Origin of the sequence: Constrictibacter sp. MBR-5 (genome assembly GCF_040549485.1) — a bacterium.
Classification (GTDB): Bacteria; Pseudomonadota; Alphaproteobacteria; order JAJUGE01; family JAJUGE01; genus Constrictibacter.
In genome coordinates, this window is record NZ_JBEPTK010000006.1 from 1 (window position 1) to 22,484 (window position 22,484).

At 64.7% G+C, this 22,484-nt stretch carries 21 protein-coding genes and 1 tRNA gene; 18 read left to right on the plus strand and 4 right to left on the minus strand.

Annotated elements, in window-relative coordinates; genetic code table 11:
• Positions 1–438: 438 nt before the first annotated feature.
• The 6 genes from ABIE65_RS14010 to ABIE65_RS14035 all read left to right on the plus strand — a co-directional run bounded on the left by ABIE65_RS14010 (position 439) and on the right by ABIE65_RS14035 (position 7,298).
• Complete coding sequence (locus ABIE65_RS14010) at positions 439–993, plus strand: hypothetical protein (RefSeq protein ID WP_354078474.1); 555 nt, start codon at positions 439–441, stop codon at positions 991–993.
• Positions 993–1,262, plus strand: a complete 270-nt coding sequence (locus ABIE65_RS14015; RefSeq protein WP_354078476.1) for a hypothetical protein — start codon at positions 993–995, stop codon at positions 1,260–1,262. Before ABIE65_RS14010 ends, ABIE65_RS14015 begins: the two co-directional genes overlap by 1 nt.
• Positions 1,263–3,076: 1,814 nt before the next feature.
• On the plus strand, positions 3,077–3,571 hold the full coding sequence (locus ABIE65_RS14020; RefSeq protein WP_354078478.1) for a Ros/MucR family transcriptional regulator: 495 nt from the start codon (positions 3,077–3,079) through the stop codon (positions 3,569–3,571).
• Positions 3,572–4,144: 573 nt separating this feature from the next.
• Positions 4,145–5,455 (plus strand): MFS transporter, encoded by a 1,311-nt coding sequence (locus ABIE65_RS14025; RefSeq protein WP_354078479.1) that lies wholly within the window; start codon positions 4,145–4,147, stop codon positions 5,453–5,455.
• A gap of 83 nt (positions 5,456–5,538) precedes the next feature.
• Positions 5,539–6,771 carry an MFS transporter gene (locus tag ABIE65_RS14030; protein WP_354078481.1) on the plus strand — a complete coding sequence of 411 codons (1,233 nt, stop codon included), beginning with the start codon at positions 5,539–5,541 and terminating at the stop codon, positions 6,769–6,771.
• A gap of 179 nt (positions 6,772–6,950) precedes the next feature.
• The gene (locus ABIE65_RS14035; protein ID WP_354078877.1) at positions 6,951–7,298 is read left to right on the plus strand and encodes a 2Fe-2S iron-sulfur cluster-binding protein; all 348 of its coding nucleotides are present in this window, start codon (positions 6,951–6,953) and stop codon (positions 7,296–7,298) included.
• A gap of 24 nt (positions 7,299–7,322) precedes the next feature.
• Here ABIE65_RS14035 and ABIE65_RS14040 read toward each other — a convergent pair whose 3' ends face one another.
• The 4 genes from ABIE65_RS14040 to ABIE65_RS14055 form a co-directional block, all read right to left on the minus strand.
• Positions 7,323–8,222, minus strand: a complete 900-nt coding sequence (locus tag ABIE65_RS14040; RefSeq protein ID WP_354078482.1) for a M23 family metallopeptidase — start codon at positions 8,220–8,222, stop codon at positions 7,323–7,325.
• Between the two features lie 155 nt (positions 8,223–8,377).
• Positions 8,378–8,674: a hypothetical protein gene (locus ABIE65_RS14045; protein WP_354078484.1), complete on the minus strand. Its 297-nt coding sequence runs from the start codon at positions 8,672–8,674 to the stop codon at positions 8,378–8,380.
• A 258-nt stretch (positions 8,675–8,932) separates the two neighbouring features.
• The gene (locus ABIE65_RS14050; RefSeq protein WP_354078486.1) at positions 8,933–10,261 is read right to left on the minus strand and encodes a tyrosine-type recombinase/integrase; all 1,329 of its coding nucleotides are present in this window, start codon (positions 10,259–10,261) and stop codon (positions 8,933–8,935) included.
• A gap of 220 nt (positions 10,262–10,481) precedes the next feature.
• Positions 10,482–10,556: transfer RNA gene (locus tag ABIE65_RS14055), tRNA-Gly, on the minus strand.
• Positions 10,557–10,734: 178 nt separating this feature from the next.
• Between ABIE65_RS14055 and ABIE65_RS14060 the strand changes: the two genes are divergently transcribed.
• The 12 genes from ABIE65_RS14060 (at position 10,735) to ABIE65_RS14115 (ending at position 22,441) form a co-directional block, all read left to right on the plus strand.
• Positions 10,735–12,120 (plus strand): tetratricopeptide repeat protein, encoded by a 1,386-nt coding sequence (locus ABIE65_RS14060; protein WP_354078488.1) that lies wholly within the window; start codon positions 10,735–10,737, stop codon positions 12,118–12,120.
• Positions 12,121–12,137: 17 nt separating this feature from the next.
• Complete coding sequence (locus ABIE65_RS14065; RefSeq protein ID WP_354078489.1) at positions 12,138–13,523, plus strand: tetratricopeptide repeat protein; 1,386 nt, start codon at positions 12,138–12,140, stop codon at positions 13,521–13,523.
• Positions 13,524–13,666: 143 nt separating this feature from the next.
• On the plus strand, positions 13,667–14,695 hold the full coding sequence (locus tag ABIE65_RS14070) for an amino acid ABC transporter substrate-binding protein (RefSeq protein ID WP_354078490.1): 1,029 nt from the start codon (positions 13,667–13,669) through the stop codon (positions 14,693–14,695).
• A 68-nt stretch (positions 14,696–14,763) separates the two neighbouring features.
• Positions 14,764–15,966, plus strand: coding sequence for an amino acid ABC transporter permease (locus tag ABIE65_RS14075; RefSeq protein WP_354078492.1), 1,203 nt, complete (start codon positions 14,764–14,766; stop codon positions 15,964–15,966).
• Position 15,967: 1 nt separating this feature from the next.
• On the plus strand, positions 15,968–17,071 hold the full coding sequence (locus tag ABIE65_RS14080) for an amino acid ABC transporter permease (protein ID WP_354078493.1): 1,104 nt from the start codon (positions 15,968–15,970) through the stop codon (positions 17,069–17,071).
• A gap of 58 nt (positions 17,072–17,129) precedes the next feature.
• The gene (locus ABIE65_RS14085; protein ID WP_502918538.1) at positions 17,130–17,858 is read left to right on the plus strand and encodes an amino acid ABC transporter ATP-binding protein; all 729 of its coding nucleotides are present in this window, start codon (positions 17,130–17,132) and stop codon (positions 17,856–17,858) included.
• A 12-nt stretch (positions 17,859–17,870) separates the two neighbouring features.
• A complete protein-coding gene (locus ABIE65_RS14090) occupies positions 17,871–18,209 on the plus strand; it encodes a P-II family nitrogen regulator (RefSeq protein WP_354078496.1) in 339 nt (112 codons plus the stop codon).
• Positions 18,210–18,487: 278 nt separating this feature from the next.
• A complete protein-coding gene (locus tag ABIE65_RS14095; RefSeq protein ID WP_354078498.1) occupies positions 18,488–19,396 on the plus strand; it encodes an STAS domain-containing protein in 909 nt (302 codons plus the stop codon).
• Positions 19,389–19,790, plus strand: a complete 402-nt coding sequence (locus ABIE65_RS14100) for an STAS domain-containing protein (RefSeq protein ID WP_354078499.1) — start codon at positions 19,389–19,391, stop codon at positions 19,788–19,790. Before ABIE65_RS14095 ends, ABIE65_RS14100 begins: the two co-directional genes overlap by 8 nt.
• Positions 19,780–20,199: an ATP-binding protein gene (locus ABIE65_RS14105; protein ID WP_354078500.1), complete on the plus strand. Its 420-nt coding sequence runs from the start codon at positions 19,780–19,782 to the stop codon at positions 20,197–20,199. Before ABIE65_RS14100 ends, ABIE65_RS14105 begins: the two co-directional genes overlap by 11 nt.
• Positions 20,181–21,218 (plus strand): ATP-binding SpoIIE family protein phosphatase, encoded by a 1,038-nt coding sequence (locus ABIE65_RS14110; protein WP_354078502.1) that lies wholly within the window; start codon positions 20,181–20,183, stop codon positions 21,216–21,218. Before ABIE65_RS14105 ends, ABIE65_RS14110 begins: the two co-directional genes overlap by 19 nt.
• On the plus strand, positions 21,215–22,441 hold the full coding sequence (locus ABIE65_RS14115; protein WP_354078503.1) for a histidine kinase dimerization/phosphoacceptor domain -containing protein: 1,227 nt from the start codon (positions 21,215–21,217) through the stop codon (positions 22,439–22,441). Before ABIE65_RS14110 ends, ABIE65_RS14115 begins: the two co-directional genes overlap by 4 nt.
• Positions 22,442–22,484 lie beyond the last annotated feature (43 nt).

Sequence of the window (22,484 nt, forward strand, 5' to 3'; positions counted from 1 at the left end):
CAGCCGCGCAGCGGGTGCGAGCGAGCGACGCGATGACCGATTTCGACGGTGCCGGCGGGCGCGGCGCAGCCGCGGCTGCCGAAGCCGTGGACGGTGCCAGATACGAAGGGCCGAACCGACTGGCGACAACCCGGTTTTGAGGCGGAACTGGCCCCGTCTTCGGGCCTTCGGCTGGAAGATTCTCAATGCTCGTAGTATCCGAAGGATACTATGGGTTTTGGGGTGCTTTTAGTCGTTGGCTATGAATGAGTAATTACTATGCCTTTTGGGGTGCTTGCCGATAGTCCCGCATAGGGGTCTCTTTGCCATAGCTAACGCCCGCACACGATAAAAGGCGCATCGCGCGGCAGATGATGAGCTTTTCCCGACTTTTTCTATTTCGAATCATACCGCGCGTTATTGTAAATATGAACATGCACCGCATTCAGGGCAAAGAAAATGATAGACCTCTCCGTGGCTGAGCGCGGAAAGCTCGTCGCACGTATTCACCGTCGATCGATCATCCGAGGACAGCACTTGATTTACCCACCATCGAACATCGTTCTTCAACGCGATAACATTCGGTACAAATTTCAAGCGCGCCGGGTCCTCTTTGAAGACCGCCACGGACCGCTCCCTGCTGGGTTCAATCTCCGTAAGATCTGCGACGAGCCGGATTGCGTTTCGTGCTGCCGGCCGATCGACGCAGACCGGCAGTGGGTGAACCGGTGGGTGGAACGGTACCATCCGATCGATCACCGGACGAAACGCTGGCGGCCCCGCATGCTCGCCAGGTTCCAGCGCGAGTTTCGCGATCATCTGATCGGTCAAATCCCCGATCGGCTCAGCCCCATCGACCGCATACGTACACTCCTGGCGATTGATGAGAAGGTCGAAAACTACTTCCGCGCGCCTAGCGGCAACATCAACGAGGGTGAGGGAAAATCATACTTCCAAGGCCCGCAATCCCCGCCAGCTGAAGCCGACGAAGGCTCCGACCAGGCAGAACCATGATGATCCGGATCACGATTGCCGATCGCGTCGTCGTCACGCCGGCGAATATCTCCCTCGCCGCTTCCCGGCTTATCGCGCGAGCAATCGCGGCTGACTGCGATCCCGACCTCACCAGCCCCTTGGAGGTGGTGAGACAAGCGTGGACGGACGTCTATGGCTGCGCGCCGATCGAAGTCAGTCTGGAAGCGGCGACGTTCGGTGTCCACAACAAGGCGGAGGCGCTGATATTCCTGCTCCGGCACGGAAGCATGATCGAGCCACCGCGGTAGGCATTCGCCTGGCCGGATGGATGTTCTGCCCCGGTTGCCCCAACGATCGCCGGACGCGCGCGGTGAGTTCCGACCCCGCAGACTTGGCGTGTCCGTCCACCCCGCTCGTCCACCATCGCAGTGGCTTCAAAAAGTTAACCACGATCAACTTCTTCGAGAGTCGGTCCGCCACCTCTTCGAGGGCGTTGCGTCAACAAGACGGGTGTAGCGAGAGAAGGGTCCTTCCGGAATCCGCAACTGGCTTCGCGCTCTCGATGTTCAGCGTCCAAGTGCGACGTTCGTGGTGAAGTCTGTCCGGATGGACTTCGGCGATCGACAAGGCTCTCCGCAGCGCCGGCTGCGAGGTGGAGATGTACTTTTTTCCAGCCTGCGGCCCTCCATTGTGCATCGGGTGATAGATGATCGGTGATGTACGCGGCGCCGTGACCCTAGATCTACCATCCATTAACAGAGGTCTGACTGATTTCTCCGCATAAATATCCGAACAGCAGGAGAGCAACCGTGAAGCGAGATGAAATTCTATCTGGTCGGCCGCGGCCCCGCACCAGCATAACTGTCGACCTCGGCAGTGACCTATACGAGCGGCTCCGGCAGATCGCTCGCCGTCACAATGATAATATGAGCAATGTCGCCTACGACATGGTCGAACATGCCATCCGACGCGCGGAGGACAACTGAGTTCTGCGATGCACCGATCTTGGGCGTGCCGATGAGCACGTCTCCCGGGCGTCATGCGGCGGATGAAGAAGGCCGCCGTGCCGTTTCAACGATCGAGACCTGGACCGTCCTTCGGTTCCTCTGCATGCTTGGCTGAGCAAGTGAATAGGTCGAATGCAGCAAGACGTGGAGCAACCTGCATCGGCAGCGAGACCGATCCGTGCCAGGTCTGGTTACCGAGTGGACACCAAAGCCGCGAAGAGTGGCGGAAGTGATGATGAACTGCCAAGTGGGGAACGTGGTCGTCACGACGTACCGATTTCGATGGTGGAATGAGTGACGGGTTCATCGATCTAGAATTTCGACAACCCGCGGCCCCACTATTACCGTCTCTGGAGCACTTCCGGAGAACCGACGATGATCATAATTACCATCCCCTGCCCTACTGTTCTTCCAGCGTACAATCCTTATCCCGCTGATCGCTGGCGGTTATCGGCGTTTCAGCTCGCGGACTTTGCCGCGAGATCTAGACGCGATCAAATGACGGAGCGGTTCGGTGCCCGCTGCGTGAGGATCGAAGCGGGCCGCGCAAGTTTTCATTTCGACCGCGAAGCGGACGCTGTCCTGTTCCGCTTACGGCACGGCGGAGAGGTGAGAAAGTCCGGGGTCATTGCTCCGCGCGCCGGCGCCGAGCCACCAAGCGTGGATTGAGTCTATCCACCCGCTATGACACCGTCGTGATCGTGGGCGTCCTGATGCGACGCTTGGCGCAGAGCACTCCGCGATCCAGATGCTGATCAGGATCAGCTTGTCGGGCATCGACGCCGGTAGCCAATGGCGATGAGCAATACAATCCGCCCCCGCCCGCCCTCTGCTCCGAGGAAGCATTCTGCAGAGGCCGAGAACGGGTGTCGGTTGGATCGGCACTAGTGTCCCGACCATCCGCTCCATCCCTGCAACGCCTGGAGAACGTTCTGAACGAGTCTGGGGAAGAAGCCGGAAACGGCTGCCAACCTGGGGTGGCTGTAAATGCCATTTCTACACATAACGACCATAGCCGCGAACTTCGTGTCGTGCGGCGCGTTTCAAACGTTGTGAATGCGGCCGACCGCACTTACTAACCCGATCATCCCTACTGGCCCCATGGAGCAACGTGTATGTCCGATGCTAATTCGACGGAGAACAAGCTGACGGAAGCTAGGCTCGCAGAATTGACCGCGCAGGTCGTATCTGCGTTCGTGAGCAACAACTCGACACCGGCCGCTGAACTGTCGACGATCATCAAGAGCGTCGCTGCATCGTTCACCCGTCAGCAGGAAGTGCCTGAGGCGGAAGAGATCCCCCCAGCGGTATCGATCAGGAAGTCGGTCGCTCCTGATCATCTCGTCTGCCTCGTCTGCGGAAAGCAGCAGAAGACGCTGAAGCGGCACATCTCCACCTCTCACGGGATGACGCCGGCTGAGTATCGCAACACCTTCGGCCTGCGCAGCGACTACCCAATGGTCGCATCTGCTTATTCGACGGCACGTTCGGAGATGGCAAAGCGGATCGGCCTCGGACAAAAGGGTCGTAGCGGTCAGCCCACGAAAGCTCTTCCCGCACCCAAAGGCCGGCGTACGCGCAAGCCCAAGGAGCAGCAGGAAGCAGCATAACGCACGCCGTGGAGGGGAGCCGCGTCGACGATGCGGCTCCCTCTGCCCCTCGCACGGAAGCGAGGCGCGGATGTAGGGGTTGTGCCTTCCTGGGGCGACGATTCTCATGCCGCCCGGAGGCGGCTCTGCGCCCAGACCTTGGCGAGCCATTTCCGCTCCGATCGCAGCCTCCGCCGCATGCATGAACTGCGCGGACAATATGCCGGGGATCGGCGGACAGGACCTCCCTCGAGACAACGATCGGGATGTTGACTGCGATCAACATCCCGATCCCCCCTTTGATCGCCAAGAGCGTCATCGCCGGCGGCGGCAAGCGATCAGCCGCTCCCGCAAAGTTTCCTGGAAACATCCAAGGTGCGTCTAGAGCCCGCCGGGCAACCCGACATTGCGCGTCGGTGACTGTGCTCACTCCGGATACGACGCCGGCAGCCCACATTCTGCCGCGTTGAGTGCTCGTCCAGCCATAGCTCTCCGCTATCGGCCTCGGACAGAACGACAAACTGGTGTTCCGTGGACAGACTCGCCGTCCAACCGGCACATGCCGAGAGTGTCGCGAGCCGTTCGGACATCGCTATGGGCCTGCGGCCTGCATGCGATGCCGGTCTCGTGACGCACGGCGCCCGGTTTGCCGTCGCCGGCTTCCTCACCCTCGCTGCGGGATATCATCTATCCTACCTCTACAAGTGCAGCGGCGCTCTGCTCGGCGACCACCTCCGGCTTGCTTTCACCTTATCGCCAGAGCAGTTGGGCCTCATCGGCGCAGTTCATTTCCTTCTCTTTGCGCTCGTGCAGATCCCCGCCGGCGTACTGCTCGACCGCTACGGGGCCGGCCACATCCAGAGCGCTCTTCTGGTGATCGCCGGAATCGGCAGCGCCCTCTGCGCGTCAAGCGACAACTGGATCATGCTCCTGACGGGGCGCGCCCTTATCGGCGTCGGTGTCTCCGGGGCTCTGCTCGCGGGCCTAAGGTGGATAGCGCAATGCTGCCCTCCTAACCGCCTAGCCCTCGCAAACGGCGTCCTGGTGGCGCTGGGCACGATGGGGGCGGTCAGCGCCACGGTCCCGCTGGAATGGGTTCTCGATGCCGTCGGTTGGCGCGGCGTGTTCGGCGGCTTGGCTCTCGTGGCATTGCTGCTCGCGATCTGCGTCCACACGACAATCGAGGATCGGCCGCCTTCGAACAGTCGGCGGATGCCGACAGCAAATCTGAAGGCCGTACTCTGCGACCGAACATTCCTGCGCGTCGCGCCACTTTCCGCCAGTTGTCTCGGGACGGCCTGGGCCTTTCAGAGCCTCTGGGCGGCACCCTGGCTGGCCGATGTCGAGAAGATGCCACGTGACCTGGTGGTGGGTCACATGCTCATCATGGCCTGTGGGCTCGTCTGCGGCGCCCTTTTCCTCGGATTGGCGGCGCACCGCTTGCGCAGTGTGGGCGTCAGGACGATCGACGTGCTCGCCGGTGCTGCGCTCCTGTTCGTGATGCTTGAGGGGTCGATCCTCTTCCGCGTTGCTCCCCCGACCTACGTCACCTGGGGCGCGATCGGCGCCTTCGGGAGCATCTCCGTCCTGAGTTTCACGGTGATGTCAGAGCGCTTTTGCCTGAACGGGCTCGGATCTGCGAATGCGCTGCTTAACCTGATGCACATGCTGACGGCGTTCGGGATGCAGTGGGTCATGGGTGCCATCGTCGGGCAGTGGCAACCAGACGTCGGTGGCCATTATCCCGCGCCCGCATACCTGGCAGCCCTCTCGATAGCGCTGACGGTGCAACTGGTGGCATTTGCCTGGTTCGCATTCCTGCCGGCGGTGTGGCGCACTCGAGACGATCAACGAGCCCCGCAGCCGGCGATTTCTCCGGGCCAACCCTGCGCTGGCGCAAGCTGACCCGCGCTGCCTCCGAAAGGGCTAGTGTCGCTCCTTGAGTTCCTCTGGCGGAGCGGTTGATGACGAGATTGTCTGGCCGACGGTTGACCGCACTGGTCTGCATCGCGCAAGTGCTGACGATGCTGGGCTTCTCGACCTATCCGGTCCTCCTAGGGCCGCTGCGCGACGCCTGGGCGCTCACCAACACCGAAGCCGGCTGGATCGGCGGCAGCTTTTTTGCCGGCTATACCGTCGCCGTCCCGGTGCTGGTCACGCTGACCGACAAGATAGATCCGCGCCGGATCTGGCTGGTCGGTGCCCTGCTCGCGATCCTCGGGAACGCGGGTTTCGCGGTCTTTGCCGACGGGTTGGGGAGCGCGCTGTTCCTGCAGGCGCTGGCTGGTGCCGGTCTCGCCGGCACCTACATGCCCGGCCTCCGCCTTCTGGCCGACCGCTTGTCGGGAAGCGCCCAGTCGCGCGCCGTCAGCTTCTATACCGCCAGCTTTGGTATCGGCACGGCTTCGTCCTACCTCCTGGCGGACTGGATCGTCGGCGACTTCGCGTGGCGGCTCGCCTTCGCCGTCCCGGCCGCCGCCACTGCGATGGCGATCGTGCTGATCCTTTTGTTCGTTTCCGGGAGCAAGCCCGCCGGGAAGGAAGGTGCACCGGCGGGGCTGCTCGACCTGCGGCCAGTCCTGCGTAATCGGAACTCGATGGCCTATTCGCTTGCCTACTTCGCACACAGTTTCGAGTTGTACACGATCCGCGCCTGGATCATCGCATTCCTGACTTTCTCCGGTGGCGGCATTGTCGAGGGTCTTTTCGGCCCGGCCAAGGTGGCGTTCGCGATGGCGGTGGTCGGGATTGTCGCCATCCTCCTCGGCGGCGAATGCTCAATCCGGTTCGGTCGCAAGCGCACGGTGTCGGCGCTTATGTCGCTCTCGGCGATCACCGGCATTGTCCTCGGCCTTAGCCAGGAGTTCTATCCGCTGGTGGTCGCTGTTGCCCTCCTCTACGGCATGTTCCTCACGTCGGAGAGTGCCTCAGTCACCGCCGGCGCGCTCGGCAACGCCGACCCCCGATTTCGTGGCGCCACGATTGCCGTGCATTCGATGATCGGCTTCGCTGGTGGGATCTTCGGCCCGCCCGTGTTCGGAGCCGTTCTCGACATCGCCGGTGGTGCCGCATCACCCGAAGCATGGCTGACCGCCTTCGTTATCCTCGGTGGGATCACCTTGACGGGGCCGGCTTGGATTGTGCTTTTCCGCCCGAAGGAGTTGGCAGGTGACGGCAACCGCGAGCGACCGGTGCATGCGGGGCCGGGCGTTGAAGTATGAGTGCATCGTGGCTTGCCCGCCCCCCACCTGGAGACTCATCACACCGCTGAGCACGGTCTGTGACCGGCCCGGCCAAGCGTCGAGCAGGAGCGCGCTATACATGGGATGTTGGTGAGTATGACCATCTACACGGGGGTCGCGGCGATCCCCATCTTCTTGGGCTGACAGCGCTGCAGGTAATGATTGGAAGACACACGCCGACTATCACATTCGTCCAGGCTGACGGGGCCAGCCGGCAGATCGTCGCATCGGTCGGAATGTCCCTGATGGAGGTCGCGTTGCGCGCCTCGATCCCAGGCATCGATGCCAAGTGTCGTGGCCATTGCGCCTGCGTCACGTGTCACGTCCATGTCGATCCTGCTTGGCGCGCGGTTCTCGAGTCGCCAACCGCGATGGAGGAAGACATGCTGGATTTCGCCTTCGCCGTCGACGCACGGTCCCGGCTATCCTGCCAGGTGCGGATCAATGATCTCTGCGACGGCCTAAGAGTTGAGGTACCGATGGCGCAGCGGACCCTGGGCCTTTAGCGGGTCGAGAAACCTCCGGAACCGTTAGTAGCTGTAGAGGCGGTTGCGGACCGGGTAGCGTCCATCGAATGTGATCGGCACGCCGGCACCCGTGTCCGGATCTACCGCGTGAATATGGAGATGCGGCTCGGTCGTATTGCCAGAGTTCCCGACCAGCCCCATCAGGTCGCCGACGCGCACGTCCTGGCCGGGTTCGACCCTGACGCTGCCGCGCTGAAGATGCGCCAGTTCGACCTGCAGCCCGCCGCATAAGAGCACCACATGGTTGCCTGCCGGGTTCTCGCGGTCAGCCTCCGGCGGCGGTAGATCCGGAAGCCCGTCTACGGTCGACATGACGGCTCCATCACACGGCGCCACTACCTGCTTCCCGAAGATCTCGTAATTGTCCAGTTTGCGCGGAAGGATCCCCCTGGCGCGGAAGCCTGCGGGGCCGATCGCAGTGATATCGGCCGCGAAACGCTGCGCCTCATGGCTGACATGTCGGTTTAGAAGCATGACGCCACCGCCCTGGCCTACGATGAAGCGGCCGTCCCGGAGCGGAAAAGCGAGGTCAATTGTCCGTCCGGGCGGAAGAAGTCCGCTGACGACATAAGCCAGCGCGGCGCTGAACGCGACGAGGGAGAGAATGGTAGGGAGATGTGTCCAAAGGAACCCTGCGAACGGTGGCGCCCACGGCCGCCGTGCATGGTGAACGAAGGAACGGATGGCCGCCGCCGCAACGAGTGCGAGCAGCGCGAACCGCACGTAGAAGCCTGCCATATCCCAGCGACCGACGAGCATGATCAACGCCACGAATGCGCAGGCGTCGGTCACCACGAGCAGCCAACTCAAAGCAGAAGGCTCGTTCAGCCGCCAAATCCGCCAAGCGTAGAACAGCGGCAGACCGAGGCAGACGGCCAGCAGGATGATGACGAGAGCGATCATAGGCTGCTCTCGAATTCAGCATGCCCATCCGTGTGTCGCCGCTTCTTGGCCAGTCGCCAGAACCGCTGTAGGCGGGTTCGGCCGAGCGTTACGGGCTTCTCCATCTCCGCGCATTGGTCGTGCTATGTGCCTGGGGCAATCAGAAGGCGCGATCACTAGCCGCCTTGATAGTCATCCTCCGCCGCCATGGCGTTGGGCAACTCCCGATCGAGCGCCTCGCGATACCGGACGCAGCCACGGAGAAACTGAGGCCAGGCTGGAACGGCAAGATCGTGCGGAACAGGCTCCGGCAAAAGGCCCCAAAGCTGCGGATGATGCCAGCACAGGTCGTGACCGCTACTATCGCGGTGGGCGCGGATCCCAGCGCGCAGCCGGACGATCTCGGCGACGAGTTCATCGCGCGTGAGGCTGTCAAGATCGTCATCCATTTCGATCACCAACTCTGGCAGCATGACAGTGGAAAATCCGTGCTCCCCCGGTATCGGTTCGCAAGAGGGCGCCGGCAAACAAGGCCGCGACAGGATGGTGAAGCCAAGGGCGCTTCGCTGCATCTGCCACCTTGGGACACATTCTGGACCTGGCCAAGAGGCCGATCCCGCTCGTCTGGCATCTAGGCCACCTGATCATCCGGAGATCCACCCAGCGACGCTTGGAGCGCGTCCAGAGAGCATCTGGGGCAGCAGCCGACAGGGACCGCTGCCCCGCCCCGGCTACGCTGCCTCGACCCTCAGCACTCCGTCCGGGCCAAGCACGATCCGCCGATCGTCGAGATCCGGGTCGAGCAGCCTCAGTTCATCCGCTTCACCCAGCCGGCGCAGATGCCGCCCTGCCCGCTCGCGCTCTTCGACCCAACGGCGCGCCATCTCGACAGTGCTCTGATCATAAAAGTGATCCAGCATCCGCCTGCTGGTGCCCATTAGTTTCGCCAGCACTCCGTCGACGCACCCCCTCCCGACCATGTCGGTGGCGAAGAGGTGGCGGAGGCTGTACGGGCAATAATCGTCCGCCACGGCGTGTCCGAACTGGCAGGCGGCGATGAGGTTCTCGAACGACTTCTTCACCGAGCCGGTTGGCGTGCCATCGAAGCCGGTGAATATCGCGGTCGACGGGTCGAGCTTCCCCTCCTGCGCGTCAGTATGCCGTTTTCGGATTGCAAGGAGGTGCTCAACGACATCATCGTCGATCAGGGCGACATCGCGCCGACCGGTCTTCCCGCCCCGCACACGCAGAACACGGTCGGCAATTCGCACGTCAGCCCAGGTAAGGCCGAACGCTTCATGCGGCCGCAGCCCTGTGTGCCTGACGACGATGATGAAGTCGCGCAAGACCGTCCGTTGGTACCGCTGCCGCTCATCTGGCGCGTTCTGGACGCGCTCCTGGGCGACAGAAATCATCCGCTCATAGTCGGTCGGGCTGATCGCTTCACGCCGGTTCTTCTTCTGCTTCATCGCCGGAACCGTCGGCACATCGGCTTTCTTCAGCCAACCCTTTGTCGCGGCATGATCCAGCAACTGCCGCAGAGCGATGTTCTCCCGGTTCAGCGTTTTCCCGGTGGGTTCCCCGTAGGTCTGCCGCTTTGCGAGAATGCGCTTACCGTTGCGATCGTAGGCGACCTGCTCCGACTGCCGAGGGCGACTGTGGTAGGTCCGCCGCCATTCCAGGTAGGCGGCGATATCGCCCTGAGTGACCGCATCGATCGTCCGGCCGAGTTCCTCGCCGAAGAAGGGGACGAAGAATCGCCGCACCACGGTTTCCTTGTTCGCGTAGTCGGAGTGCGAGGCTACTGACTTCAGGAAGCTTTGGGCAGCGCTGGCGAACGAGGGTTTCCGCACTGCCTTCTCGGCAACTCGATCCCCCTCACCTGCCTGGAAGCGGTTGTACAGGTCGACTGCACGCTGAATAGCGATGCCCAGGTCAGCCGTTCCCATAGAACGCCGAACCGGCTTGCGGCCATACTTGAAGTAACAGTAGAGGGAATCACCGATCATGTCGGCGCGGGTGTACAACTGGAGTCCGGGAAAAATCACGTGTTTCTTCATAATGTGAGCCATGCTTTGAAATCACCAATATCAGCATGGTATCCGAGCCGTCGATAGGCTGTCATTATTCGAAGAGCGAGCCGTGTTGTGCACGATTTGTGCACGACCCAGACTTTTCTAAGCCTTTGATATAGCTGAATCGGAGATTTTCGGGCTGTGCGCGGAAACGCGAAAGGCGCTGGCCCGGCAGGGCTAGCGCCTTGATATTGCTCCGAAAACTTGGAGCGGGAGAAGGGATTCGAACCCTCGACCCTCACGTTGGCAACGTGATGCTCTACCCCTGAGCTACTCCCGCGTCCGCGGCGCCGGTGTTCCCCGGCGTCGCGAGGGCCGGACTATACGCAGGCCGCGCGGCTTTGCAATATGCTTGAAAGCGGTCGGAGCGCGTTTTTTTCCAGCGGCCCCGGACACGGCCGAATCCGGCGGTCCGGAGCCCGCGCCACCGACTTCGGCAGCGAGGAGGGAGGCTCTTCATGTTGATGGATTCCCGCGGCGTCGCCTTCACGGCGGCGAATCAGGCGGCGGTCGACGCCTTCGACAAAGCCGTCGAGGCCTATCTCCGCTTCGGCCGCGACACCGGCGATCGTTTGCGTCAGGTCGCCGCCGTCGATCCGGACATGCCGATGGCGCACGTGCTGCGCGGCTATTTCTTCCACCTGATGGGCAATGCCGCCCTGCAGCCCCGGGCGCGCCGCGCGTTGGAGACGGCCGAAGCCGCCAGCGCCAGGCTCCTGCCGCGCGAGCGCATGCACCTCGCCGCCCTCGCCGCCTGGTGCGACGGCGATCTGTGGCGCACCGTCGGCATCCTCGAGGAACTGCTGATCGACCATCCGCGCGACGTTCTCGCGCTGAAGATCGCCCATTTCATCCACTTCTACACGGGCGAGGTACAGCATCATCGCGACTCGGTGGCACGGGTCCTCTACGCCTGGGACGAGTCCGTCCCCGGCTACGGGTTCGTCCTGGGCATGCGCGCCTTCGGCCTCGAGGAGGCCGGCGAGTATGTCGAGGCGGAGCGGCTGGGGCGGATCGCGGTCGGGATGGCACCGGCCGACGCCTGGGCGGGGCACGCCGTCGCGCACGTGATGGAGATGCAGGGCCGCCACCGCGAGGGGATCGCCTGGATCGCGGCGCACGAGGCGGACTGGGAACAGGCGAACAATTTCGCTTACCACCTCTGGTGGCACCAGTCCCTGTACCATCTGGCGCTCGAGCAGCACGATGCGGTGCTCGACCTTTACGACAGGCGCGTGCGGGCCGACCTGTCGGACGACTATCTGGACATCGCCAACGCCACCTCGCTGCTGCTGCGGCTGGACATGCGCGGCGTCGACGTGGGCGACCGGTGGATCGAGCTGGCCGACAAGGCGCGCACGCGCATCCACGACCATATCTTCCCGTTCATCGACGCACATTTCATGATGCCCCTCGCCGCGACCGGCGACCGCGCCCGGTGCGAGGATTTCATGGTCTCGATGCGGGGCTGGGCGGACGCCCACCGCGAGGCGTCGATGAGCCCGATCGTGAACGAGGTCGGCCTTCCGCTTTCGGAGGCCGTCTATGCCTACGGAACCGGCGACTACGGCGCCGTGGTCGATCTGCTGATGCCGGTGCGCTACCGCATCCAGCGCGTCGGCGGCAGCCATGCGCAACGCGATGTGTTTCAGCAGATGCTGATCGAGTCGGCATTGCGGGCCGGGCGGGCGCCGATCGCGCGGGCCCTGCTGACCGAGCGCCGCGCGACCAAGCCGTTCAGCCCCGCCGCCTGGAAGAACTACGCCCGGGCGCTCGACAGCCTCGGCGACGCCGACGGTGCCGCCGAGGCGCGCCGCGAGGCCGAAGCCCTTCTCGCCGCCTGACCGCAGGAGACATTCGCATGCGCACCTACCCCGATGCCCGCGGTCTGCCGCTGACCGCCGTGGCCGCCTCCGCGGTGGCAGCGTACGACCGGGCCATAGACGCCTACCTCGCCAGTGCGGCGGATACCGGAGCGCGGGTTGAAGCGGTGATCCTGGCGGATCCGGGGATGCCGATGGCGCACTGTCTGGAAGGCTACCTCCTCATCCTCGCCGGCCTGCCCGACACACTCCGCCGCGCACCCGCCAGCCTGTCCGCCGCCCGGCGGCGCGCCGAGGCGGGGACGGCGCGCGAACGGGCGCACGTGGACGCCCTCGCCGCCTGGTGCGCCGGCGACATCCGCGGCACCATCGACCGTCTCGAGGCGATTCTGGTGGAGCACCCGCGGGACATCCTGGCGTTCCGGATCGCCCATTACCTGCATTTCTTCATCGGCGACCTCTTCCAGATGCGGGATTCCGCGGCGCGCGTCATCGCGCGCTGGGACGAGAGCGTCCCGGGATACGGCTATGTGCTCGGCTGCCGCGCCTTTGGACTCGAGGAGACGGGCGATCTCGCGGCGGCCGAACGCGACGGCATGCGCGCGATCGAGATCAACGAGCACGACATCTGGGCGGGCCATGCGGTCGCGCACGTCTTCGAAACCGCCGGGCGGCCGCTCGAGGGCATCGCGTGGATAGACCGCTATCGCAGTGCCTGGGAGGGCCACGGGACGTTCGCGCGCCACCTGCTGTGGCACCGCTGCCTCTATTTCCTGGAGATGGAGAAGCACGATGCGGTCCTCGACCAGTACGACACGCTGGTCTGGACGGCATCCTCGGAGGACAATCTCGATGTCGCCAACGCCGCGTCGCTCCTGATGCGCTTGGAAATGCTCGGGGTCGACGTCGGGCGACGGTGGGAGGCGGTCGCCGAAGTGTCGGCCGGCCGTGTCGGGTTCCACAACCGGCCGTTCAACGACGCGCACATGATGCTGGCGATGGTCCATGGCAGCCGGCGCAATTCGGCGGCACGCATGCTGGAGGAGATGCGCCATTACGCCTCCACGGCCACGACGACGGTGGCACCGATCATGCGCGAGATCGGGGTGCCGCTGTGCGAGGCGATCACGGCCTATGCGGAAGGCGCATTCGGCCGCGCCGTCGATCTCATGATGCCGATCCGCTACCGTTGGTACGTGCTCGGCGGCAGCTGGGCGCAGCGTGACGTCTTTCAGCGCATGCTGATCGAAGCCGCCTTCGCCGCGGGCCGCCTGCCCCTGGCGCGCGCCCTCCTCGCCGAGCGCGTCGCCGTGATGCCGCGCAGCCTGCCGAGCTGGCGGCGGTACGCCACGGTCCTCGATGCTGCGGGCGACCCTGCCGCAGCCTCGGCGGCCAGACGCGAAGCGGATCGGCTGGCCGCCTAGGCCGTTCGGCTCGTGACTATCAGATTGCGGAAGCCCCGGATTCCCGGCACTTTTGTGGCAATACGATGGCGGCGCACTGTTTGCAGGAGCGGACCATCGAACAAGGGCCATGCGAAGAGTGGCCGTCAAACAGGAGGCACAGAATGCAGTTCGGGAAGATCGCGGCGACGGCAGCAGCACTCGCCTTCACGGCCTTTACCGGCACGGCTCACGCCGGGCCAACGATCGACGCCATCAAGCAGCGCGGCGAGCTTCGCTGCGGCGTGAACACCGGCCTCGCCGGCTTCTCGATCGCCGACGGCCAGGGCAAGTGGACCGGCCTCGACGCCGACATGTGCCGCGTCATGGCGGCCGCCCTCCTCGGCGACGCGAACAAAGTGCAGTGGGTCCCCCTGTCGGCGCAGCAGCGGTTCACCGCGCTCCAGTCGGGCGAAATCGACATCCTGTCGCGGAACACGACCTGGACCCTCACCCGCGATGCGTCGCTCGGCCTCGTCTTCGCCGGCGTCACCTTCTACGACGGCCAGGGCTTCATGGTGCCCGCCAGCCTGGGCGTGAAGAGCGCCAAGGAACTCTCCGGCGCCGAGGTCTGCGTGCAGACCGGCACCACGACGGAACTGAACCTCGCCGACTATTTCCGCGCCAACGGCATGGAGTTCAAGCCGGTCGTCTTCGAATCCCTGGAGGAATCGAAGGTCGCCTTCTTCAACGGCCGCTGCCAGGTCTATACGACGGACGCATCCGGCCTCGCGTCGATCCGTGCCGTCGATGCGTCCAAGCCCGAGGACTACGTCATCCTCCCCGAACTGATTTCCAAGGAGCCGCTGGGTCCGGTCGTTCGGCGCGGCGACGAGGAATGGTTCACGATCGCCAAGTGGGCGATCTATGCCACGCTCGAGGCCGAAGAAGCGGGCGTGACGTCCAAGAACGTCGACAAGATGAAGGCGGAGAGCAAGAATCCGACGGTTCAGCGCCTGCTGGGCACCTCCGGCGACATGGGCAAGCTGCTCGGCCTCGACCCCGACTGGGCCTATCGCATCATCAAGCAGGTCGGCAATTACGGCGAGATCTACAACCGGTCCGTCGGCCCCGAGACGCCGCTCAAGCTCGAGCGTGGCCTGAACGCGCTCTGGACCGACGGCGGCCTTATGTACGCGATGCCGATCCGCTGACGACATCGGCCGCGGCCTGACGGACGCACTCCGGCCGGCCGCGGCTCCGCGATCCGGAGGCCGCAGCAATGGCGACCCGCTCCGAGCCCCGCCTCCAGGCGATCGCGGCAAAGCCCGCATCGCCTGCGTGGTGGCGCAATCCCGACGTGCGCGCCGTCATCTATCAGGTGCTCGCGCTGCTTCTCGTGATTCTCATCGGGACCTATCTCGTCTCGATCACCATGCACAATCTCGAAGTCCGGGGCATTCGATCCGGCTTCGGCTATCTCGATCACGAAGCTGGATTCCGGGTCGGGGAGACCCTGATCTCCTACACGGCGGCGGACTCCTACGGCCGGGCGATCATCGTTGGCCTCCTCAACACCCTGCGCGTCTCCATCATCGCCATCGTCCTGGCCACGATCATCGGCACGGTCGTCGGCATCGCGCGCCTGTCGAAGAACTGGCTGCTGGCCAAGCTGGCCTCGGGCTACGTCGAACTCGTCCGCAACATCCCGCTCCTGCTTCAGCTGTTCTTCTGGTACTCGGCCATCACCGGCCTTCTGCCCGCGGTATCGGCGGCGGTGGAACTCCTGCCGGGCATCTATCTCAGCAAGAGCGGCCTGATGTATCCGGTGCCGGTGGAAAGCCCGGCGCACCTGTGGATGGCGAGCGCCTTCCTCGTCGCCGTCGTCGCGTCCGTCTTCTACACGCGCTGGGCGAACCGACGGCAGGAGACGACCGGGGTCCGGCCACCGGTCGTCCAGGTGGTCGCCCTCCTGATCGTCGGCCTCGTCGCCGCCGCCTGGCTCGCCGGCGGTGCCCCGACGGCCTTCGACGCACCGGCGAAGTCGCGCTTCACCTATACCGGCGGTGCGAGCATCTCCCCCGAATTCCTCGCGCTGCTGCTCGGCCTCACCATCTACACGGCCGGCTTCATCGCGGAGATCGTCCGCAGCGGCATCCTGGCGGTGCCATGGGGCCAGACCGAGGCCGCCTCCTCGCTCGGGCTGCGCCGCGGACTGGTGCTGCGTCTGGTCGTCCTGCCCCAGGCGCTGCGCGTCATCGTCCCGCCGATGACCAGCCAGTATCTGAACATCACCAAGAACAGTTCGCTCGCAGTCGCCATCGGCTATCCGGATCTCGTCTCCGTGACCAACACGACGCTGAACCAGACCGGTCAGGCGATCGAATGCATCAGCATCATGATGGGCATCTACCTGACCATCAGTCTCGCCATCTCGTTGACGATGAACTGGTACAACAAGCGCGTCGCGCTGGTGGAGCGCTGACATGAGCGAGACTCAGGCATTTGCCGAAACGCCCGTCGCCGAGCCCACGCGGGTCGATCTTACCCGGGACTGGGTCAGGCGCAGGCTGTTCGACGGTCCTTGGAACAGCCTGCTGACGATCCTGGCGATCGCCTTCCTCGTCTGGGCGGTGCCCCCTGCCCTGAACTGGTTCTTCTTCGACGCCGTCTGGAGCGGCGGCGACCCCGCGGCCTGCCGTGGCGCCGAGGGCGCCTGCTGGGCGATGGTGCACGACAAGTACCGGCTGATCCTGTTCGGGCGCTACCCGTACATGGAGCAGTGGCGTCCCTTCCTCGGCATGCTGGTGCTGATCGCCGCGGTCGCCGTCAGCTGTCGGCGGGCGAACTGGAAGCTGTGGCTGGCGGGGGTGTGGATCGCCGCCTTCGCCGTCTTCTTCGGGTTGATGTGGGGCGGCTTCCTCGGCATGACGCACGTCCGCTCCGAGCTCTGGGGCGGCCTGCCGCTGACGCTCCTACTCGCCATGGTCGGCATCGCCGCGGCCTTTCCACTGTCGATCGTCCTGGCGCTCGGCCGGCGCTCGAAGATGCCGGTCATTCGCGCGATCTGCGTCGTCTACATCGAGTTCATCCGCGGCGTACCGCTGATCTCGCTGCTCTTCATGGCGTCGTTCATGCTGCCGCTGTTCCTGCCGGAGGGCATCTCGATCGCTGCCCTCCTGCGGGCGCAGATCGCGATCATCCTGTTCAGCGCGGCCTATCTCGCGGAGGTCATCCGCGGCGGCCTGCAGGCGCTGCCGAACGGGCAGGTCGAGGCGGCCCAGGCGATCGGCCTCAGCTACTGGCAGACGCAGCGCATGATCGTCCTGCCACAGGCGATCCGGATGGTGATACCGCCGATCGTCAACACCTTCATCGGCCTCTTCAAGGACACGTCCCTCGTCGCGATCGTCAGTCTGACGGACCTGCTGCTCGCGATGCGGCAGGCGGTGGCCGACCCGGAATGGCGCGTCTACTTCGTCGAGGGCTATGTGTTCATCGCGATGATCTACTTCGTCTTCTGCTACTTCATGTCGAAGTACAGCCAGTATCTCGAGCGCGATCTCTACACCGGCAACCGTCGGAGCTGAAGGACACCACGACATGGCGAACGCTGCGATGCCCAGCCCGCTGCCCTCCGACGCGCCGATGGTCCAGCTGATCGGCGTGAACAAGTGGTACGGCCAGTTTCACGTCCTGCACGACATCGACCTGACCGTCGCCAGCGGCGAGCGCATCGTCATCTGCGGTCCGTCCGGCTCCGGCAAGTCCACCCTGATCCGCTGCATCAACCGGCTGGAGGAGCATCAGAAGGGCCGCATCATCGTCGATGGGACGGAGCTGACGAACGACCTGAAGAACATCGACCAGGTCCGGCGCGAGGTCGGCATGGTCTTCCAGTCGTTCAATCTGTTCCCGCACCTCACCGTCCTGGAGAACTGCACGCTCGGCCCGATCTGGGTGCGCAAGACGCCGAAGGCGGAAGCAGAGGCCGAGGCGATGAGCTACCTGGAACGCGTGCGCATTCCCGAGCAGGCCGCCAAGTATCCCGGCCAGCTCTCCGGCGGCCAGCAGCAGCGCGTCGCCATCGCGCGTGCCCTGTGCATGCAACCGAAAGTCATGCTCTTCGACGAGCCGACCTCCGCCCTCGACCCGGAGATGATCAAGGAGGTGCTCGAGGTGATGGTCGAGCTGGCGCACACCGGCATGACGATGCTCTGCGTCACCCACGAGATGGGTTTTGCCCGAACCGTCGCCAACCGTGTCATTTTCATGGACAGGGGCCGGATCATCGAGCAGAACGAGCCGGAGGAGTTCTTCAACAACCCCCGCTCGGAGCGCACGAAGTTGTTTCTGAGCCAGATCCTCCATCACTGAGGGAGTGGCAGCGTGAAACTCGTCATGGCAGTCATCAAGCCGCACAAGCTCGATGCGGTGCGCGACGCACTCACCAATCTCGGTGTCCACGGCCTGACCGCCACCGAGGTGAAGGGCTTCGGCCGGCAGCGCGGCCATACCGAGGTCTATCGCGGTGCCGAGTACGCCGTCAGCTACCTTCCGAAGGTCAAGGTCGAGGTGGCCCTGTCCGACGACCTCGCCGAGCGTGCCGTCGAGGCGATCAAGCTGGCCGCACACACCGGACAGATCGGTGACGGCAAGATCTTCGTCTACGATCTGAACCACGTCGTCCGGATCCGGACCGGCGAGCGAGGCACCGACGCGCTTTAGAATGGCTGCGCCCTCCACGGCGCCGCCTTCGCTCCGCCGGTCGCGCCGCTGACCGGCCCCGGCCGCACGCATCCAGCCGAAGCGACTCCCCCTTCTTCCTCGGGTCGAGCGCCCTTTGCTGCTGTCTCCGCTCGTGCGGCCTTTGCTGCGGGGGCGGATGGTCGCCTCTTGCACGGTCGTTCACTTCGATCCGAACATTATTGCGCTCTCGCCGTTTACCCGCAGGGTAAGGCCCCGTTCCCCGCCTGGGGACCACTTCCCGAACTCAGAAGGTCCTGATGCCGAACTCCTCGAAGAACCTCGACGCACTCCTCCGCAGGCGGTTCGACAGCATTCTCAACGCATGGATCGCCGCCCAGTCTTCGGAAGGCGTGCTGCGCCGGGACCTGATGCGGGAGAGCGAGATCAGGCAGCAGTCGCGGGCCATCCTTGATGCGCTCGCGACCTCCGTATCGCGCGTCGACATCAACGAGCGGATCGATCTCGATGCCGATGAGTGGGCGGACCTCAAGCAGCTTCTGAAGGAAGCCACCGACCGGCGCGTCGAGCGCGGCTTCACGCCGTCCGAAATGGCGACCTTCATCCTGTCCCTGAAGCAGCCCTTCTTCGAGGGCCTCACCAACGAACTGGCCGACTCTCCGTCCGACCTCCTGAAGCAGGCATGGTCCATCAGCCGGATCCTCGACCAGTTGGGCCTCTACACTAACGAGGTCTACATCGCCGAGCGCGAGGAGATCATCCAGCGCCAGCAGACGGAGATGATGGAACTCTCCACGCCGGTGGTTCAGCTGTGGGACAAGATCCTCGCCCTGCCCCTGATCGGGACGCTCGACAGCGTCCGGGCGCAGATGGTCATGGAGAACCTTCTTCAGGCGATCGTCGAGCGTGGCGCCGAGTTCGCCATCGTCGACATCACCGGCGTGCCGACGGTCGACACGCTCGTCGCGCAGCACCTGCTGAAGACGGCGGCCGCGGTCCGTCTGATGGGAGCGCACTGCATCATCAGCGGCATCCGCCCCCAGATCGCGCAGACCATCGTCCATCTCGGCGTCGAGCTGCCGCAGGTCGTGACGAAATCGGACATCCAGAGCGCCCTGGCGCACGCACTCCGCCAGATGCAGGCACAGACATACGCCCAGACGCAGCACGGTCCGCTGTTCGCCGAGCTGGGGCATCATCGTGGATGAGTTCGACCCCGGTGCGGGCGAAGTCCAGATCTTCGAGGTCCAGGACTGTCTGCTCGTCGCCATCCAGGAGGATCTCGACGACAGGGCCGTGCTCGACCTCCAGGACCGGCTGACGGAGCGGATCTCGAAGACCCACGCGCGCGGCGTGCTGATCGACATCTCGGCGCTGGACGTCGTCGACACCTTCATCGGCCGCATGCTCGGGAGCATCGCGCGCATGGCCGCGATCCTCGACGCGGCCTCGGTTCTGGTCGGCATGCGGCCGGCGGTCGCGATCACGCTCGTCGAACTCGGGATGCACCTGGATGAGGTACGGACGGCGTTGAACGTCGACCGCGGGCTGCGCCTGATCCGCGAGCAGATCGATGGCAGAGCGGCGAGCAATGGCCGATGAGCCCGGATTGCGCATCGAGATCCGCCGGCCGCAGGACATCGCTTCGGTGCGTCGCGCCGTCGGCAAGGCCATGGATTCCGTCGGCGCCTCGACGCTCCGCCGAACCCGCATCGTCACCGCGGCGAGCGAACTCGCCCGGAACGTGCTCGTCCACGGCGGTGGCGGGCGCGTAGAGATGCAGGTCGCCGGCCGGGAGGCGCCGAGGGGCAGCGGAGTGATCCTGACCTTCATCGACGAAGGCAAGGGGATCGCCGATATCGAGCTGGCGCTCCGGGACGGCTTCACGACCGGAACCGGTCTGGGAATGGGCCTGGGTGGCGCGAAGCGGCTGAGCGACGAGTTCAAGATCACGTCTGCTCCCGGTCAGGGAACCACGGTCAGGATCGCGAGTTGGCTCAGAAGACCCTAGTCGCCGTCGACGTCCGGGAGCGCAGCCAGGTGGCTGAAGCACGCAGGCGCGCCCTCCTCATGGCGAACGATATCGGCTTGTCGGAAGCCGACGCGGCGCGTGCCGCCCTCGTTGCGACGGAGGCGGCGACGAACCTTTTGCGGCATGCGGGCCAAGGTGAGATCCTGATCGCACCGCGCGCGGACGGCGATATCCGCTCCGTCACCATTGCAGCCCTCGACAGCGGCCCCGGGATGGCGAATCCGGCTGAGTGCATGGAAGACGGCTTCACGACGGGCGACGGACCCGGTGTCGGCCTCGGCACGATCCAGCGCCAGTCGGACATGTTCGAACTCTTCTCCCTCTCCGGGCAAGGCACGGTGGTCGTCGCAACGATCCACCCGCGCCATTCCATCGAGGCACCTGTCGCGCCCCAGCCCTTCCAGCCGCATGCCGGCGGGACGGTCTTCGGATGCTTCGCCGTTCCTGCGGCTGGAGAAACCGCATGCGGCGACGGCTGGGCAGTGCGCCGCAGCGCCGGCATCACCGACATCCTGGTGTGCGACGGCTTGGGACACGGCGCCAAGGCTGCCGAAGCGACCGATGCGGCATGCGTCACGTTCGCAGCGCAGACCGGCGTCGAATCCCTCGAAGAGAGCATGGAGCGAATCGACCGCGCGCTCCACGGCACACGGGGTGCCGCTGTCGCGATCGCGTCGATCGACCATCGCAGATCGCTGCTGAGCTTCATGGGCGTCGGCAACATCTCCGGCTGGCTGCGATGGGACGGCGGCACCAGCCGCACGCTCTCGTACGAAGGTATCGTTGGGCGGAACACCGGGCGGGCGCGGGTGATCGAGTATCCCTACGAGGGTGAGCTTTTGGCCATCTTCGCTTCCGACGGCCTGGGCACCCGATGGGACCTCGGCAAGTATCGCGGCTTGGCGAGCCGCCATCCACTGACGATCGGGGCGGTCCTGTACCGCGATTTCCGGCGCAGGCGGGATGACTGTACCGTCTTCACGGCCCGCATCGCATGAAGATCCCGATCTTCCGAGCGACCCTGCGCACCGGTGCGGATGTCGTCCAGTCGCGCCAGTGGGCGCGGGCGGTGTCGGCGGGGCTCGGGCTCGCCGAGCAGGATCAGACGCGCATCGCGACCGCCGTATCGGAGATCGCACGTAACGCCGTCTCCTACGCAGGCGGCGGTCGCATCGAATTCGGCGTCGCGAACACGAAGACGCGTCCGGCCCTCGTCGTCCAGGTCTCGGACACGGGCCGGGGCATCGGGGACGTCGAGGCGGTGCTGGGCGGGCGCTACCAGTCGAAGACAGGGCTGGGCCTCGGCATTCCGGGAGCCCGGCGTCTGATGGACGAGTTCACACTCGAGACGGGCCCGTCGGGTACGACCGTCGTCATGGCGAAATGGATCGCCGGCAGCGACATGACGCACGACACCCTGAAGGTGAAGGCTCAGCAGGCAGCCGGCCGCCTCGCCCGGATGCGTCAGGCCGATCCGGTGGCCGAGGTCCAGCAGCAGAACCGGGAACTGCTCGAGAGCCTGCAGCAGTTGCGCGTCCGCGAGGAGGAACTCGTCACCGCGAACGAGAAGCTGCGGGCCAATCTCGACGAGAAAGAGGTGCTGCTCCGCGAGGTCCACCACAGGGTCAAGAACAACCTGCAGATCGTCAGCAGCCTCGTGTCGCTGCAGGGCGCCCGTGCCCGCAGTCCGGAGGCGAAGCATGAACTCGCCGCGCTGTCGGGGCGTATCCGGTCGCTCAGCCTGATCCACGACCATCTCTACCATGGCGAGAACGTCGCGCGGATCGAACTCGGAGAGTATGTCGGCGATCTCTGCCGCCGCATCCGCGACGTCTTCGCGGAACCGGATCCGCGGATCATGCTGACATACGACATGCCGCAGATCGTCATTCCCATCGATCTCGCGATCAACATCGGCCTCGTGGTCAACGAACTGGTCACCAACAGCTTCAAGCACGCCTTTCCCGACGGCCGGACGGGGACGATCAGCATCATCGGCGGCCTTGAAGGCCGGCGGCTCTCCATGAGCGTCCGCGACGACGGGATCGGCGCCGGCGCAATCCTGCGCGACCGGACCCGCCGTTCGCTGGGCACCACATTGGTCGAAACGATGGTGTCGCGCCTGAACGGCAAGATTGAAGTCGAGGGAACGGGCGGCACTGCGACGCATATCGAACTGGACCTGCCGGAGCCGGATGCGGCGGACGGTGGAATCGCGTGATTTGACGCGATCCTGCGGGCATGCTGTTCTTTCTGAATGGCCC

Coding starts and splice junctions, on each gene's coding strand:
- ABIE65_RS14115 (WP_354078503.1), top strand. CDS start 21,215: ATGAAGATCCCGATCTTCCGAGCGACCCTGCGCACCGGTGCGGATGTC.
- ABIE65_RS14075 (WP_354078492.1), top strand. CDS start 14,764: ATGGCGACCCGCTCCGAGCCCCGCCTCCAGGCGATCGCGGCAAAGCCC.
- ABIE65_RS14085 (WP_502918538.1), top strand. CDS start 17,130: ATGGTCCAGCTGATCGGCGTGAACAAGTGGTACGGCCAGTTTCACGTC.
- ABIE65_RS14035 (WP_354078877.1), top strand. CDS start 6,951: ATGATTGGAAGACACACGCCGACTATCACATTCGTCCAGGCTGACGGG.
- ABIE65_RS14060 (WP_354078488.1), top strand. CDS start 10,735: ATGTTGATGGATTCCCGCGGCGTCGCCTTCACGGCGGCGAATCAGGCG.
- ABIE65_RS14065 (WP_354078489.1), top strand. CDS start 12,138: ATGCGCACCTACCCCGATGCCCGCGGTCTGCCGCTGACCGCCGTGGCC.
- ABIE65_RS14050 (WP_354078486.1), bottom strand. CDS start 10,261: ATGAAGAAACACGTGATTTTTCCCGGACTCCAGTTGTACACCCGCGCC.
- ABIE65_RS14040 (WP_354078482.1), bottom strand. CDS start 8,222: ATGATCGCTCTCGTCATCATCCTGCTGGCCGTCTGCCTCGGTCTGCCG.
- ABIE65_RS14025 (WP_354078479.1), top strand. CDS start 4,145: ATGGGCCTGCGGCCTGCATGCGATGCCGGTCTCGTGACGCACGGCGCC.
- ABIE65_RS14105 (WP_354078500.1), top strand. CDS start 19,780: ATGGCCGATGAGCCCGGATTGCGCATCGAGATCCGCCGGCCGCAGGAC.
- ABIE65_RS14010 (WP_354078474.1), top strand. CDS start 439: ATGATAGACCTCTCCGTGGCTGAGCGCGGAAAGCTCGTCGCACGTATT.
- ABIE65_RS14095 (WP_354078498.1), top strand. CDS start 18,488: ATGCCGAACTCCTCGAAGAACCTCGACGCACTCCTCCGCAGGCGGTTC.
- ABIE65_RS14020 (WP_354078478.1), top strand. CDS start 3,077: ATGTCCGATGCTAATTCGACGGAGAACAAGCTGACGGAAGCTAGGCTC.
- ABIE65_RS14045 (WP_354078484.1), bottom strand. CDS start 8,674: ATGCTGCCAGAGTTGGTGATCGAAATGGATGACGATCTTGACAGCCTC.
- ABIE65_RS14015 (WP_354078476.1), top strand. CDS start 993: ATGATCCGGATCACGATTGCCGATCGCGTCGTCGTCACGCCGGCGAAT.
- ABIE65_RS14070 (WP_354078490.1), top strand. CDS start 13,667: ATGCAGTTCGGGAAGATCGCGGCGACGGCAGCAGCACTCGCCTTCACG.
- ABIE65_RS14080 (WP_354078493.1), top strand. CDS start 15,968: ATGAGCGAGACTCAGGCATTTGCCGAAACGCCCGTCGCCGAGCCCACG.